11 protein-coding genes are annotated in these 14,799 nt (G+C 74.1%); 10 read left to right on the plus strand and 1 reads right to left on the minus strand.

The genetic code is table 11. From position 1 onward, the window contains the following. Nucleotides 1–214: 214 nt before the first annotated feature. The 4 genes from B124_RS05330 to B124_RS05345 all read left to right on the plus strand — a co-directional run bounded on the left by B124_RS05330 (nt 215) and on the right by B124_RS05345 (nt 3,170). The gene (locus tag B124_RS05330; RefSeq protein WP_496501465.1) at nt 215–1,585 is read left to right on the plus strand and encodes a radical SAM protein; all 1,371 of its coding nucleotides are present in this window, start codon (nt 215–217) and stop codon (nt 1,583–1,585) included. A 64-nt stretch (nt 1,586–1,649) separates the two neighbouring features. Then, entirely contained in the window at nt 1,650–2,297 is a 648-nt protein-coding gene (locus tag B124_RS05335) for a class I SAM-dependent methyltransferase (protein WP_496501466.1), read from the plus strand. 49 nt (nt 2,298–2,346) lie between these two features. Continuing rightward, the gene (locus B124_RS05340) at nt 2,347–2,757 is read left to right on the plus strand and encodes a MerR family transcriptional regulator (RefSeq protein ID WP_496501467.1); all 411 of its coding nucleotides are present in this window, start codon (nt 2,347–2,349) and stop codon (nt 2,755–2,757) included. A 71-nt stretch (nt 2,758–2,828) separates the two neighbouring features. Further along, a complete protein-coding gene (locus B124_RS05345; protein ID WP_496501468.1) occupies nt 2,829–3,170 on the plus strand; it encodes a thioredoxin family protein in 342 nt (113 codons plus the stop codon). A 57-nt stretch (nt 3,171–3,227) separates the two neighbouring features. Here the strand turns inward: B124_RS05345 and B124_RS05350 are convergent, their stop codons facing one another. Beyond that, nucleotides 3,228–3,980: a TetR/AcrR family transcriptional regulator gene (locus B124_RS05350; RefSeq protein WP_496501469.1), complete on the minus strand. Its 753-nt coding sequence runs from the start codon at nt 3,978–3,980 to the stop codon at nt 3,228–3,230. A gap of 273 nt (nt 3,981–4,253) precedes the next feature. Between B124_RS05350 and B124_RS05355 the strand changes: the two genes are divergently transcribed. From B124_RS05355 to B124_RS05380, 6 genes are all read left to right on the plus strand, one after another. After that, complete coding sequence (locus B124_RS05355; protein WP_496501561.1) at nt 4,254–7,499, plus strand: MFS transporter; 3,246 nt, start codon at nt 4,254–4,256, stop codon at nt 7,497–7,499. Continuing rightward, on the plus strand, nt 7,496–9,253 hold the full coding sequence (locus tag B124_RS05360; protein WP_496501470.1) for an ABC transporter ATP-binding protein: 1,758 nt from the start codon (nt 7,496–7,498) through the stop codon (nt 9,251–9,253). The genes B124_RS05355 and B124_RS05360 overlap by 4 nt, the downstream gene beginning before the upstream one ends. 168 nt (nt 9,254–9,421) lie before the next feature. Beyond that, nucleotides 9,422–10,765 (plus strand): helix-turn-helix domain-containing protein, encoded by a 1,344-nt coding sequence (locus B124_RS05365; protein WP_496501471.1) that lies wholly within the window; start codon nt 9,422–9,424, stop codon nt 10,763–10,765. 53 nt (nt 10,766–10,818) lie between these two features. Further along, nucleotides 10,819–11,604 (plus strand): toll/interleukin-1 receptor domain-containing protein, encoded by a 786-nt coding sequence (locus B124_RS05370; RefSeq protein WP_496501472.1) that lies wholly within the window; start codon nt 10,819–10,821, stop codon nt 11,602–11,604. Continuing rightward, a complete protein-coding gene (locus B124_RS05375) occupies nt 11,601–13,631 on the plus strand; it encodes an ABC transporter substrate-binding protein (RefSeq protein WP_496501473.1) in 2,031 nt (676 codons plus the stop codon). Before B124_RS05370 ends, B124_RS05375 begins: the two co-directional genes overlap by 4 nt. Further along, nucleotides 13,628–14,713, plus strand: a complete 1,086-nt coding sequence (locus B124_RS05380; RefSeq protein WP_496501474.1) for a hypothetical protein — start codon at nt 13,628–13,630, stop codon at nt 14,711–14,713. The genes B124_RS05375 and B124_RS05380 overlap by 4 nt, the downstream gene beginning before the upstream one ends. Nucleotides 14,714–14,799 lie beyond the last annotated feature (86 nt).

The raw sequence follows: 14,799 nt of genomic DNA on the forward strand, positions 1-14,799 counted from the left end.
GCGGCGCCGCGCGCGCCGCCCGCGCTCCCGCGACCCTCCCGGGCACACCCGCGAACGCCTGAGCCCACCGGGAGCGGCCCGTACACCGCCACCCGAATTCACCCGAAAGGAAAAACCGGCCCCCTGCGCCCCCGCCGCCGGGCTGGGCCGGGCGCCCGTGTTCAATGGAGGGTGCGGCGTCGCTCCGCCACGGACGCCGGGAAGGAGCAAGTGCATGGACACCGACACCGCAGCGAGCCGCAGCCGGACCGACCTGGTCGAGGGCCTGATGGCCCGCTTCCCTCACGTGCCCAGGGAAGCCGTGATCAAGGAGGACCTGCTGCGGGGCGGGATGGCCTTCGACGACTCCGCGCTCAGCGGCGCGGGCGAGGACGGCTCCGGCGAGGTGAAGCCGAAGTCGTACTTCATCTTCTCCTTCGACCACGGCACGCTCCCCGAGCTCGGCGCCGCCGCCCTCAACCGCCCGCCGGAGGAGGTCGTCCTCACCGGCGGCCCGTACGACCTGCGCCGCACCGTCGTCTCCGTACGGGTCAACCCCGCGTCCCCGTACCGCGTCAAGCCCGGCGACGACGGCGCCCTCGGCCTGTACCTCGACGGCGTCCGCATCGCCGACGTCGGCCTGCCGCCGATGCCGGACTACTACCGGCACAAGCTCGCGAACGGCAAGTCCGTCATGGAGGTCGCGCCCACCATCCAGTGGGGCTACCTGATCTACCTCACGGTCTTCCGCGTCTGCCAGTACTTCGGCGCCAAGGAGGAGTGCCAGTACTGCGACATCAACCACAACTGGCGCCAGCACAGGGCCGCCGGCCGCCCGTACACGGGCGTGAAGCCGGTGGAGGAGGTACTGGAGGCGCTGGAGATCATCGACCGGTACGACACCGCGAAGACCTCCACCGCGTACACCCTCACCGGCGGCGCCGTGACCCGCCACATCGGCGGCAAGGACGAGGCCGACTTCTACGGCCAGTACGCCAAGGCCATCGAGGAGCGCTTCCCCGGCCGCTGGATCGGCAAGGTCGTCGCCCAGGCGCTGCCGAAGGCCGACGTGCAGCGCTTCCACGACTACGGCGCGCAGATCTACCACCCCAACTTCGAGGTGTGGGACCGGCGGCTGTTCGAGCTGTACTGCCCCGGCAAGGAGCGCTACGTCGGGCGCGACGAGTGGCACCGCCGCATCCTCGACTCCGCCGAGGTCTTCGGGCCCTCGAACGTCATCCCCAACTTCGTCGCCGGCGTGGAGATGGCCGAGCCGTTCGGCTTCACGACGGTCGACGAGGCCATCGCATCCACGCGCGAGGGGCTGGACTTCTTCATGTCGCACGGGGTCGTGCCGCGGTTCACCACCTGGTGCCCGGAGCCCACGACGCCGCTGGGCAAGGCCAACCCCGAGGGCGCGCCGCTGGAGTACCACATCCGGCTGCTGGAGACGTACCAGGACGCGCTGGACACCCACGGGCTGTCGTCCCCGCCGGGGTACGGGCCGCCGGGGGCGGGGCGCGCGGTGTTCTCCGTCAGCTCCTTCATGGACTCGATGCCGCTGCCGGACGACGCGGCCGAGGCGGCGGTCCCGGCGCGGACGTGACGGGGGCCCGGGTGCGCGGAAACCCGGGTGATCGCCCCGCACCCGGGGTGGGATGCTGTGCCGCATGGCGCGCGCGGGAGACCACGACAGGACACGGACCACCTACGACACGGTGGCGGAGACGTACCTCGACACCGTCGGCGGCGAGCTGACGCACAAGCCGCTGGACCGGGCGCTGCTCGCGGCGCTCCTGGAGCAGGCCGAGGACGGCGCGCCGGTCGCCGACCTCGGCTGCGGGCCGGGGCACGTCACGGGGTGGCTCGCGGCGCACGGGGCGCGGGCGGTCGGGGTCGACCTGTCGCCGGGCATGGTCGCGCTCGCCCGGCGGGAGCACCCGGAGGCGGAGTTCCGCGAGGGCGACCTGCTGCGGCTGCCGGCGGCGGACGGCGAGTTCGGCGCGGCGGTCGCGCTGTACTCGGTCATCCACCTCGAACCGGACGAGCTGGCGCCCGCGTTCGCCGAGGCCCGGCGCGTGCTGCGGCCGGGCGGGCGGCTGCTGGTCTCGTTCCACGCGGGCACCGAGGTGCGGCACCTGGACGACTGGTGGGGGCACCCGGTGGACGTGGACTTCCGCTTCCTCGAGCCGCCGGCGGTGGCCGGCCTGCTCCGGGTGGCCGGCTTCGCCGTCGAGGCGACGCTGGAGCGCGCCCCTTACCCGCAGGAGCCCGAGACGACGCGCGCCTACGTCCTCGCCCGCCGGCCGGGGGCGTAGCGGTCCGGCGCTTGTCCTGACGTCGGCGTCAACGTCTAACGTCGGCTGTATGCGCATCGGGGAACTCGCCGAGAGGGCCGGGGTCAGCACGCGGACCCTGGGCTACTACGAGTCGCGCGGGCTGCTGCCCGCCGCCGACCGCGGCACCAACGGACACCGCGTGTACGGCGACGACGCGCTGCGGCTCGTCGCGCAGATCCGCACGCTGCAGGACCTCGGCTTCGAGCTGGAGGACACGCGGCCGTTCGTGGAGTGCCTGCGCGCCGGGCATGCGGCGGGTGACGCGTGCCCCGACGCGCGCGCGGTGTACCGCAGGAAGATCGCCGAGCTGGACGGGCTGATGGGCGCGCTGCGGGCGGCGCGCGACCACCTGACCGCGCAGTTGGCGCGCGCGGAGGCGCTGCCGGCGCCGTGCGGGGCGGGCGGGGCCGGGACGGACGCGCCGCTGTGCGGCGGCTGAGGAAGTGCCGGTGAAGAGCTGACGGCGACCTGGCGAAGAGCTGACGGAGACCTGACGGAGGAAGAGGGGCCATGGCAACGACGCAGACCACACAGGGCGTTCCGTACGTGACGGACGAGACGTTCACCGACGAGGTGCTGCGCGCGGACGTGCCGGTGCTGGTGCAGTTCACCGCCCGGTGGTGCCCGTCGTGCAAGCAGCTCACCCCCGTCCTCGGCGCGCTCGCCGCCGAGCTGGGCGACCGGGTCATGGCCGTCCGCCTCGACGTCGACGAGAACCCGGACACGACCGTCGCACACGGCGTCCTGGCCGTGCCGACGCTGCTCGTCTTCCGCGGCGGCGAGCCCGTACGCTCCGTGGTCGGCGCCCGCTCCAAGGCCCGCCTGCTGCGGGACCTCGACGGCGTGATCTGACCCCGGCGACCACGCCGGCCGACTCGTGGAGACCGAGGCCGTCGCCGCCGTGCCGGACTAGCCGGCCGGGCTGGAGGGGCCGGCCGGGCTGGAGGGGCCGGCCGGCTCGACGGGCTGGCCGGCCTCCGCGAGGAGCCCGGAGACGATGATCCGCAGCATCTTCGGATACAGGTCGAGGGCCGACCGCTCCCGCCACATCTCGCCGATCGCCGCCAACTGCGGCTGGCGGGACGGATCGAGGCGGCGCAGGCTGAACGCCAGGTCGGCGGAGCCGACGTCGGCGCGGCGGCGCTCGGAGCGGGCGCGTACGAGGACTTCGCCGACGGTGTAGTACCAGATCCCCCGGAAGACGTCGACGGCCTGCGCCTGCGTGCAGCCGGCGGCCACCGCCCCCGCGACGATCGTCTCGACGATCCACAGCGCGGAGTCGCCGAGGCGCCCGATGAAGCCGTCCGCGGTCAGCGCCTCGGCCGCCCAGGGCCAGTTGGTGAGCGCGTCGTGCATCGTCGTGGCGGCGACGACGATCCGCTCGCGGGGGTCGTCCGGCAGCTCCGGGAGGGCGAGTTGGCCGAGGTGCTGGTTGACCAGCTCGACCACCAGGTCGTCCTTGTTGTGTACGTGGTGGTAGAGCGTCGTGGTCCCGATGCCGATCTCGGCGGCCAGCCGGCGGACGGTCAGCGTCTCCCAGCCGTCCTCGTCGATGACCCGGCGGGCCGCCGCCAGGATCTCGGCACGCGACGTCGACCGCGGCCGGCCGGTGCGGCCGGAGGGCGGGGAGGCGGGCTGTCGGCGGTCTCGTTGTCCGGGCACCGTCCCATCATGCTGCCCCGGGGCTCATCCGGGAAATCAATCCAGGTCAGCAGGCTTGCTCTGGGCGTTGTCTGAGGGGTGGTGTACGTTTAGGAACGTGTTCCGGAACATGTTCCGGAAGTCGGCTGGACCACGGGAGGAATCATGACCGGGGACGGGGACGGGGACGGGGACCGGGCCGGAACGGCGGACCGGGAAGGGGCGGCGGGCCAGGAGGGGGCGGCAGACCGGGGAGGGCCGGGCGGGTCCGCGCAGGGGGCGCGTGCCGGCCTCGTGCTCGCCACGGCGGCGGTGGCGCAGTTCCTGGTGTCGCTGGACCTGTCGGTGGTCAACGTCGGGCTGCCGGAGATCGGCGCCGCCCTCGGCTTCGGCGAGGTGGGCCTGACGTGGGTCATCCACGCGTACGCGCTCACCTTCGGCGGCCTGCTGCTGCTCGGCGGCAAGGCCGCCGACCGGTACGGGCAGAAGCGGATGCTCCTCATCGGCCTCGGCCTGTTCGGCGTCGCCTCCCTCCTCGGCGGCTTCGCCACCGAGCCGGGGCACCTGGTCGCGGCGCGGGCCGCCCAGGGCGTCGGCGCCGCGGCGCTGGCCCCGGCGGGGCTGGCGCTGCTGACGGCGACGTTCCCGTCGGGGCGGGCGCGGGTGCGGGCGTTCGGCATCTGGAGTGCGACGAACGCCGCCGGCGGGGCGCTCGGGGTGCTGATCGGCGGGGTGCTCACGGAGTACGCGGGCTGGCGCTGGGTGATGTTCGTGAACGTGCCGATGGCCCTGGTCGCGCTGGCCATGACCTGGCGCGGCGTCGCGGCCGACGGGGCCCGGCCGCCCGGCGGCGCGGACCGCGGCAGAGGCCGCCCCGACGTGCTCGGGGCGGTGCTGGCGACGGGCGGGATGACCCTGCTGGTGTTCGGCATCGTCCGCACGGACCGGCACGCGTGGACCTCCGCCGTCACGGTCACGACGCTGGCCGTCGCCCTCGCCCTGCTGACGGCGTTCGTCCTGGTCGAACGGACCACGAGCCGCGACCCGCTGATCCGCCTCGGCCTGCTCGCCAACCGCGCAGTGCTCGGCGCGATCACGTACACGCTGGTGATCGGCGCGGCCATGGCCTCGTCGTTCTACTTCATGTCGCTCTACCTCCAGCGGGTGCTGGGGAACGGCCCGGCGGAGACGGGGGTGCAGTTCCTGCCGTTCGCCCTCGGGGTGGTCGCCGGCTCTGTCCTCGCGGTGAAGCTCGGCTACCGGTATCCGCCGAGGCTCCTGCTCGCCGGCGGCGGGCTGCTGACGGCGGCGGGCTTCGCCTGGTACGGGTTCATCGACGCGGACGGCTCGTACGTGGTGGACGCGCTCGGGCCGTCGATCCCGGCCAGCGTCGGCTTCGGCCTCGTCCTCGGCCCGCTGGTCAATGTCGCCACCGACGGCGTCGCGGCCCACGAGGCGGGCATGGCCTCCGGCCTGCTCAACAGCGCCCGCCAACTGGGCGCCGCCCTGGGCCTGGCGGCCCTCGGCACCGCGGCGCACCACCGCACGGGCGAGGCCCGGACACCGGCCGCCCTCAACGACGGGTACGCGCTGGGTCTGACGCTGTGCGCGGCGCTGCTGGTGGTGGCGGTCGTGATCGCCACCGCGGCGCTGCCGCGCCCCGGCCGTACGGTCTCCGGGCTTCTCCGCCCCCACCTCCGCGGGTTCACCGCCGTCGTGCTCTTCCAGGTCGTCGGCGCCCTCGCCGGCCTCGTGCCCCTGCTCGCCGTCGTCGAGCTCGGCCGCACGCTGCTGGCCTCCGGCCCCGTCGACCACGACCGCGCCTGGACGGCCGTCGCCGTGGGCGCCGCCGGGCTGCTCGTGCGGCTGCTGTTCACGGCCGCCTCGTCGGGCGTCGGTCATCTCCTGGACGGCCGGGTGCAGTTGTCCTTGCGCCGCCGGCTGGCCGCCGGCCTGGGCCGGGTGCCCATCGGCTGGTTCTCCCGGCGCAGGACCGGCGAGCTGGCGAAGGTCGTCAGGGAGGACGTGGAGTCGATGCACCCGCTCATCGCCCACGCGCCCAGCGAGCTGATCTCCGCATTCGTCGTGCCCGCCGCCTCCCTGGCCTACCTCCTGACCGTCGACTGGCGGCTCACGCTCATCACGCTCATCCCCGTGGTCCTCGCCCTCGCGCACGTCCCGCTGTTCATGCTCCCCGCGCGGGTGCGCGACCAGGAGGAATACGACGCGGCCATGGGCCGGATCTCCAGCGCGTCCGTCGAGTTCGTGCAGGGGATCGCGGAGGTCAAGGCGTTCGGCGGCGGCGAGCGCGCGCACCGCACGTTCCGTACCGCCGTCGACGGCTTCACCGACACCTTCAAGCGGATGGTCCACGGCATCTCCCCGATCGGGGCGGGCATGCAGATGGCGCTGTCTCCGCCGTTCGTGCTGCTCGTCGTGCTCATCGGCGGCACCTCCATGGTCACCGCCGGGTCGCTGGCCCCCGCCGACCTCCTGCCGTTCCTCCTCCTCGGCCTCGGCCTCACCGCCCCCGTCGGAGCCCTCCTCGGCCACGCCTTCGAGGACCTGCAGGCCGCCCGCCGCGCCGTCGGCCGCATCCGGGACGTGCTCGGCGTGCAGCCGCTGCCCCAGCCCGCGCACCCGCGCACGCCGCAGGGCCACCGCGTCGAGCTGCGCGGCGTCCGCTTCGGCTACGACCCCGGGCGCGAGGTGCTGCGCGGGATCGACCTCGTCCTCGAACCCGGCACCGTCACCGCGCTCGTCGGCCCCTCGGGCAGCGGGAAGTCCACCCTGGTCCAACTGCTGCCGCGGTTCTTCGACCCCGACCGGGGCACGGTCCGCCTCGGCGGCGTCGATCTGCGCGACATGGCCGGTGCCGACCTGTACCGCACGGTCTCGTTCGTCTTCCAGGACGTCCGCCTGCTGCGCGCCTCCGTCGCCGACAACATCGCCCTCGCCGTACCCGGCGCCGACAGGGAGGCCGTCATCCGCGCCGCCGTCCGGGCGCACATCCACGACCGCATCCTCGAACTGCCCCGCGGCTACGACACGCTGATCGGCGACGAGGCCGAGCTGTCCGGCGGCGAGGCGCAGCGCCTCTCCCTCGCCCGCGCCCTGCTCGCCGCGGCCCCCGTGCTCGTCCTCGACGAGGCGACGTCCTTCGCCGACCCGCAGACCGAACTGGCGGTGCGCCGCGCCCTGGTGGCGTCCAGCGGCGACGGCAGGACGATCCTGATCATCGCCCACCGCCTGGAGACCGTCGCGGAGGCCGACAGCGTCGTGATGCTGGCGGACGGGGCGATCGCGGAGATGGGCAGCCCGGCGGAACTCCTGGCCCGGGGCGGTAAGTTCGCCGACTTCTGGCGCGCCCACCGGGCCGCGGCGGATGAGACTGCGGCGGACGAGACCGGGACGGACGGGACCGCGGCGGACCGGACCGGGACGGCCGAGGCCATAGAGACCGCCGGGGCGGCGACCGCTGCCCAGCTCCACTCCACCTCACCCACCGGTGCCGTCCTGGAAGGAGACCAGCGCCGATGATCCCCACCCTGCTGCGGGTGCTGGGCCACCAGCACGCCCGCCCGATGCGTCGCACCGTCTCGCTGATGCTGGCGACCGCGGTCGTGGAGGGGCTGTCCTACGCGCTGCTCGTCCCGGTGCTGCGTGCGCTGTTCGGCAGTTCGCCCGAGGACGCCTGGCCGTGGCTTACCGCCTTCGGTGCCGTCGTCGCGGTCTACGGCGTGCTGCGGTTCGCCAGCGACCTCGCCGGCTTCCGCGTCGGCGTCGAGATGCTGCGCGGGCTGTACCACCGGCTCGGCGACCACCTCGCCCGGCTGCCCGTCGGCTGGTACAGCGCCGGCCGCGTCGGCGAGGTCTCCGCCCTCGCCGGGCAGGGCGTGCTGCAGGCCATGAGCGTCGTCGCGCACCTGCTGGCCCCGTCCGTCTCCGCCGCCGTGACCCCGCTGACGATCGTCGCCGTCATCCTCGTCTTCAACTGGCAGTTGGGGCTCGCCGCGCTGGTCGCCGTACCGGTGGTCGCCGGCATGCAGATCTGGACGAGCCGGTCGATGGCCGCCGCCGACGAGGAGCGCGCCGCGCGCGACCAGGAGGCCGCCAGCCGCGTCATCGAGTACCTCCAGGCCCAGCCCGTGCTGCGCGCCGGCGGCAGGTCCGCCGAGCGGTTCCGGCTGCTGGACGACGCGCTGCACGACGTACAGCGCTCGTCCCGCCGCACCACGCTGTCCGTGCTGCCGGGCGTCCTGGGCCTGGCCCTCACGGTGCAGGCGCTCTTCACCGCGCTCCTCGCCCTCGGCGCCTATCTCGCCCTCAACGGCGACGCCGCCACGGCCGAGGTGCTGGCGGTCCTCGTCCTCGCCGCCCGCTGCGCGGACCCTCTGCTGTCCCTGTCGGACGCGGCGGGCAAGTTCCGCGCCGCGCGCACCGTGGTGGCGGAGCTCGACACGGTGCTGCGCACGGAACCCCTCCCCGAAGCCGCCGACCCCGTCGAGCCCGCCGGCCACTCCCTGGAGTTCGACGCGGTCACCTTCCGCCACGGCGACCGTACGGTCCTGGACGGCGTGTCTCTCACCGTCGCCGAAGGCGAACGCCTCGCCGTCGTCGGCCCGTCCGGCGCCGGCAAGAGCACCCTGCTGCACCTGATCACCCGCTTCTACGACGTGGACGCGGGCGCCGTCCGCGTCGGCGGCCAGGACGTCCGCGCGATCGGCACCGAGACCCTGATGTCCCGGATCGCCATCGTCTTCCAGCACGTCTACCTCTTCGACGGCACCATCGAGGACAACGTCCGCCTCGGCCGCCCCGGCGCCACCGACGCCGAGGTCCGCGCCGCCGCCACCGCCGCCCGGCTCGACGAGGTGGTCGACCGCCTCCCCGGCGGCTGGGCGACCGAAGTCGGCGAAGGGGGCACCGCGCTCTCCGGCGGTGAACGCCAGCGGGTGGCCGTCGCCCGCGCGCTGTTGAAGGACGCCCCCGTCGTCCTGCTGGACGAAGTCACCTCGGCGCTCGACCCGGTGAACGAGGCAGCCGTCCACCAGGGCATCGAACGGCTCATGGCCGGCCGCACCGTCGTCATCGTGGCCCACCGCATGCGCACGGTCCGCCGCGCCGACCGCATCGTCTTCCTCGACGCCGGACGGATAGCCGAAGAAGGCACCCACGACGCCCTTCTGGCCCGCAACGGCCGCTACGCCGCCTTCCACCACGCCACCCTCACCCCGGCCACGACCCCACCCGCCGCCCCACCCGCCACTCCACCCGCCCCCGCAGCCCTCTGACGATTGGCCTGGGCGGACTCTCGACACGCGCGGAGACCCGTTCGTTCACTCTGCGTATGGGAAACGGGAAACAACCACATTCGCCTTGTTCCACCCGAGTCCGATGCCGCACGCTGACTGGTGCCGGCGATCGGAAGCCGCGACAGCGGCACGGTCACGGGAGGCAGGATGCCTGAGCGCACGCACGTGTTCGGGCCCGAACTCCGCAGGCAGCGCCTGGCGACGGGGCTCACGCTCGATCGTCTCGCCGCGCTGGTGCACTACAGCAAGAGCCATCTGAGCAAGGTCGAGACCGGGCAGAAGCGTCCCACGCCCGAGCTCGCCCGGTGGTGCGACACCGCGCTCGGCGCGGGCGGCACGCTCGCCGCTCTCGTGCCTGAGCGCGCCGTGCCGCCCCGGCGCTCTCCTGCAAGCCATGGCGGTGAGGTGTGGTCGTTGCGCATGCACAAGGACGGTTCGAGCCGGTTCGAGTCGACGGCAGGGCGGCACGACGCCGCCGCCGGCGCCGACCGCGGCACCGCCCCGGTCTTCGCGCTTGACGCGCACGACGCCGGCCCGGTCACGGCGCTCGACGCCGACGGCGTGCGCGGCTCCGCCGACGCCGGGGGAACGACGCTGACCGAGGCGTCGCGGGCGGTGTTCGACCAGTTCCGCCGCCTCGGCCAGACGGCCGCCCCCGCGCTCCTGCTGCCCGCGCTGATCGCCCAGACGCACACCACGGAGCAGCTCGCCCTGCGCTCCGGTCCGCACACCCGGCGGGAACTGCTGCTCCTGGCCGCCCGGTTCGCCGAGTACACCGGGTGGATGGCCCAGGAAGCCGGCAACGACGAAGCCGCCCTGTGGTGGACCGACCGGGCCGTGGAGCTGGCGGAGGCCGGCGATGACCGCCACCTTGCGGCGTACGGCCTGGTCCGGCGCGCCCTCGTCAGCCTGCTCCGCGGCGAGGTGGCCCAGGCGGTCGGCCTCGCGGAGCACGCCCGCGACGGCGACGCCCCACCTCGTATCCGCGGCCTCGCCGCCCAGCTCGAAGCGCAGGGCCACGCCCTCGACGGCAACTACAGCGCGTCCATGCACCGCCTCGACCGGGCCCGCGAACTCCTCGCCCTCGACAAGCCGGACCCCGCCGAGCCGGTCATCGGCTCCTCCCACGTCCCCGACGTGGTGTCGCTGTACACCGGCTGGTGCCTGTACCACCTCGGCCGGCCCCAGCGCGCCGCCGACTACCTCGCCCAGGAGACGGCCCGTATGCCGCCCCACGCGGTGCGCAGCCGCACCCGCTCCGGCGTCCGCCTGGCCCTCGCGCACGCCGCGTCCGGCCAGGTCGAGCACGCCTGCGACGTCCTGCGCCCCCTCCTCGCCCACGCCGGCCTTGTCCACTCCGCCACCATCGCCGCCGACCTCCGCCGCACGGCCCGCATCCTGGGCCGCCACCCGCGCAACGCCGCCGTACGGGAGCTGAGCCCCGACCTCACCGCGGCCCTGACGACTGCCGCACCGCGCGCCACCCGCTGACCGACCGCCCCACGACCACCACCGACAACAACCGCACGAAAGGACGTCCCGCCATGCCCGAAATCTTCATCAACTACCGCACCAGCGAAGGAAAGGACGCCGCCTACGCGATCTACCACGAGCTGACCCGCCGCTTCGGCGACGGCACCGTCTTCCTCGCCGCCCAGTCCATCCCCGCAGGCGAGAACTACAAGTACGCCCTGACCAGGGGCGTACGCCGCAGCAGCGTCCTGCTCGCGCTGATCGGCAACGGCTGGACGGACACCGAGCACCCCGACCGGCCGGGCACCAGGGCGCTCGACCACGAGGACGACTGGGTGCGGCGCGAGATCGAGGAGGCGTTCGCGCACGGCGTCGCCGTCATGCCCGTCCTTCTCGGCCGGAACACCGAACAACTCGACCCCGGCTGGCTGCCCGAGAGCATCGTCGCGCTGGCGGACTGCCAGTACCTGCGCTTCACGTTACGCACGGCGCGCCACGACCTCGCGCTCATCGGCGACCAGCTCGCCAAGCAGGTCCCCGGGCTCGTAGACGCCGATCACGATCCCGCCGCCCTGGCAAAGCCGCCCGCCGCACCCGCGCCCGACGACGCCGCAAGCCCCCCGGGGATGCACAACACCGGCCAGCACGGCGGCATCGGCAACATCAGCGGCCGGATCGGCACCGTCGTCGGCGAGGCGAACGCCCCGTTCCACACCGGCTCCGGCGACCAAGTCCACGGCGACCGCATCGACGGCCCCCAGGTCACGGGCGACGGCAACATCGTCGGCGGCAGCGACCACGGCGGCATCAACCAGAACTTCGGCCCCGCGCGCCGCCGCCGGGAGAACGACCGATGACGGACTACGGCACCTACGTCGGCCAGGCCCACGGCCCGTCCCACAGCGGGTCCGGCGACCAGTACATCTACGTCGCCGCCATGGCCGAGGCGTCCCAGCGCCTCGGTCATGGCGGCAAGCCTCCCCGCAAAATCGCCGAGGAACAACTCGCCTTCGTCCACCAGCGCTTCGTTCCGCCCCGGGGCCTCGGCGAGGCTCGCCGCCTGCTGCGCGAGAACCGCCTCGCTGTCCTCTGCGGCGAGCCGGGCTCCGGCCGGCACACCTCCGCGCAGATGCTGCTGTACGAACCGGCCGCCGGCACCGGCATCCACGAGGTCGACCCGGAGGACGGCGAGGACGGCCGGGGGACGCTCGACCGGCGGGCCGTCGCCGACGACGACCGCCTGCTGCTCGACCTGTCCGACGTCGAGGCGACCCGTTTCGTCGAGCTGCAGGAGGAGCTGTCCGCCTACCGGTCCGTCCTTAAGGAGCGCGGCGCACGTCTCGTCGTCGTGCTCTCCCCGCACCTGAGTGACTACCTCACCCCGGAGTTGCGCCCGCTGATGGTGCGTCTGGACCGCCCCCGAGCCGACCACGTGCTCATGCGCTACCTGCGCCGCGCGGACCTCACCCCGCCCCCGGCCGCACTCGCCGCGCCCGGCCTGGCCGGCTTTCTGGCCGACGCCCCCATGCGCGACGTGGCGCGGCTGGCGGACGGTATCCGCCGCGCCCGGGACGCGGCGCCCGCCGGATCGTTCGGCGACTGGTGGCCGGATGAGCTGGCACAGCTCAGGGAGGACGACCCGGAGGGAATCGCGTGGGTCGACAAGCTGACGGACGGACGGCAGCGGGCCCTGGCGCTGACCGTCGCGATGCTCCACGGCGCCACGCCGGACACCATCCACCACGCCGTGACGGTCCTGCTGGAAGAGGCCGGCCATCCCGAGGACGAACGCCCCCGGCTGGACCGTACGGACCTCAGCACCGAGCTGAGCAAGCTGGGTTGTCCTACGGGACCGGACGGCCGGGTGCGCTTCGCGAAACCCCGCCGCGTCCGGACCGTGCTCGCGCACTTCTGGTCCTACTTCCCCGGCCTGTGGCCCGCGTTCCACACCTGGGTCGTGCGCTGCGTACGGGACCTGCGGCTGGACCGCGGGGAACGGGACCGGTTCGTCGAGCGCTTCGCCGAGCAGGCGCTCCGCACCGGCCACCCCGAGGAACTGCTCTCGCTCGCCCGGGAGTGGACGGACAACGGCACCCACCGGCTCTTGCCCGACGCCGCCAAGGCACTCGCCGAGGGACTGCACCACGACGTGCACGGCCGCGCGATACGGCGGGAGATCCTCACCGACGTACGCCAGCGGGAGCTGTCCAGGACGTACCGGCTGGCCCTGACCGTGGTCTGCGCCCAGGTGATGGCTGTGAGCCACCCCGACCAGGCCCTCGTCCGGCTGCACCACCTGGCCCGTGCCGAGGACGACCGCGACGGCCGCCCGGCGCTCGTGGCCCTCCTCGACCTCGCGACCGGCGAACCTCGCCTCTACGCCCTGCTGCTCTCCCGCCTCACCACCCACGGCATCGGCCCCACCGGCTTCCGGTGGCCGTACGAGGCCCGCATCTTCCTCGCCCTCGCCGACGCGGTTGCCCTGCGCCCCGGCCTGTTCACCGGCACCGCTGCGCGCAGCCGGCTCGGGGAGTGCTGGGCCGCCGTGTTCGCGTACGGCCCGTACGAGGAGTGGGCGCCGCGCGTGCGCACCTGGCTGGAGGCCGCCTGCGCCCCCGCCCACCGCGACGCGCTGCTCACGACACTGGCCGCCGCCGCGGCCCCGTATCCCGCAGCCGCCGGCCGTACGTACGTCCTCTCGCAGCAGTGGGCGCTGGCACCCGGCACGGACAGCGTGCGGCGCCGGGACGTGGCGGAGCACTACCGCCGCAGCCTCGACACCGCCCAGGGCCTCGGCCCCCCGGCCTCGGAACCCAGCCCTCCGCCCGCCGGGAGCCCCTCCTCGCCCGCCGGCCCCGACGACCCGAAGGAGACCTTCCGATGAGTTCCGGTCACCGCACCCTGACGGTCTTCCTCACCGTCATCTGCCTGCTCGTCCTGACCATCGCCGGCCTCGCCACCGGCTGGCCCCGCTGGTTCTGGCCCGCCCTCGGCGGCGCAGCGCTGACCGGCGCGCTCGCCGCCGTCCGGGCCGGCGCACCCCGCGGCGGCCGGATCCCGCCCGAGCACACCCTGGAGCCCGACCTGCCGATCCCGCCCCCGCCGCGCCAGGAGCACCGCGTCACGGACGTTCCGCTGCCGAGCGCCGTGCCCGACTACGACTTCCTCTTCTCCGCCACCGTGCGCTGGATCCCGCAGGGGTGCGAGAGCCCGCACTTCGACCCCTGCGGCCTCGCGGTGCACGCCGTCCTGCTGCGCGCCCGGGAGTTCGCCGCCCGGCAGTCCCCGCGGTCGCCCGCCATGGCGCAGCACCAGCTCAGCGGCGTGCTGAGCGTCATGGAGCCGGATGCCTCGGGCCGCGTGCTGGCCATGGCGAAGGACGTCGGCCTCGCGCTGTCGGACTCCGACCGGGAGCGCCTGAGCAAGCTGTCGAACGTACGCAAGGACGAGGACGTCTGGGAGCACGAGCGCAACTACGAGCGGAACAAGCGCATGTACCTCTCCGACGACGTGCTCAAGGACCCCGGCAGCGCCGTCGTCTGGTGGCTGGCGCGCAACGACGAGCAGGTGGAGGGCACGGTGGAGCGCATCGGGCTGCTGGCGCAACTGTCCGCCGCGGCGAACAACAGCGAGGTGGCCCCGCCCTTCCGCGCCCTCCTGGACGCGCCCGAGCAGGAGCAGGAGCGGGAACAGGAGCAGGAGCCCGAGCCCGTGTACGGGCCGGAGTACGGCGCCGGTTCCCAGGCCGAGGAGCCGGCCGCCTCACCGGAGGAGTGCGTCGCCGAGCAGTTGATGAGCTGGCTCGGGCTGGGCAGCGAGGAGCCCGAGATGGCCCTCCTGGCTGCGCGCGTGGCCGAGTGGGTGCGGGCGGCGGGCAAGACGGACGAGGCGGACAGGTTCCTCCGCGTCTTCGCCGCCCCCGGGCCACCGGCCGACGAGGACGGCCCCTTCGCGCAGGCAGGCTGAACAGAGGTGATGCGCGCGGTCGAGCGCTTCTTCCGCGACCGCAGCCGCAACGACCTCCTCCTGCTCCACCTCTCCTGCCACGGCAT

Source organism: Streptomyces sp. CNP082 (genome assembly GCF_059570535.1).

Excerpts from the sequence above, each read along its gene's own strand:
- B124_RS05345 (WP_496501468.1), top strand. The coding sequence starts at position 2,829 with ATGGCAACGACGCAGACCACACAGGGCGTTCCGTACGTGACGGACGAG.
- B124_RS05365 (WP_496501471.1), top strand. The coding sequence starts at position 9,422 with ATGCCTGAGCGCACGCACGTGTTCGGGCCCGAACTCCGCAGGCAGCGC.
- B124_RS05360 (WP_496501470.1), top strand. The coding sequence starts at position 7,496 with ATGATCCCCACCCTGCTGCGGGTGCTGGGCCACCAGCACGCCCGCCCG.
- B124_RS05335 (WP_496501466.1), top strand. The coding sequence starts at position 1,650 with ATGGCGCGCGCGGGAGACCACGACAGGACACGGACCACCTACGACACG.
- B124_RS05340 (WP_496501467.1), top strand. The coding sequence starts at position 2,347 with ATGCGCATCGGGGAACTCGCCGAGAGGGCCGGGGTCAGCACGCGGACC.
- B124_RS05370 (WP_496501472.1), top strand. The coding sequence starts at position 10,819 with ATGCCCGAAATCTTCATCAACTACCGCACCAGCGAAGGAAAGGACGCC.
- B124_RS05375 (WP_496501473.1), top strand. The coding sequence starts at position 11,601 with ATGACGGACTACGGCACCTACGTCGGCCAGGCCCACGGCCCGTCCCAC.
- B124_RS05330 (WP_496501465.1), top strand. The coding sequence starts at position 215 with ATGGACACCGACACCGCAGCGAGCCGCAGCCGGACCGACCTGGTCGAG.
- B124_RS05380 (WP_496501474.1), top strand. The coding sequence starts at position 13,628 with ATGAGTTCCGGTCACCGCACCCTGACGGTCTTCCTCACCGTCATCTGC.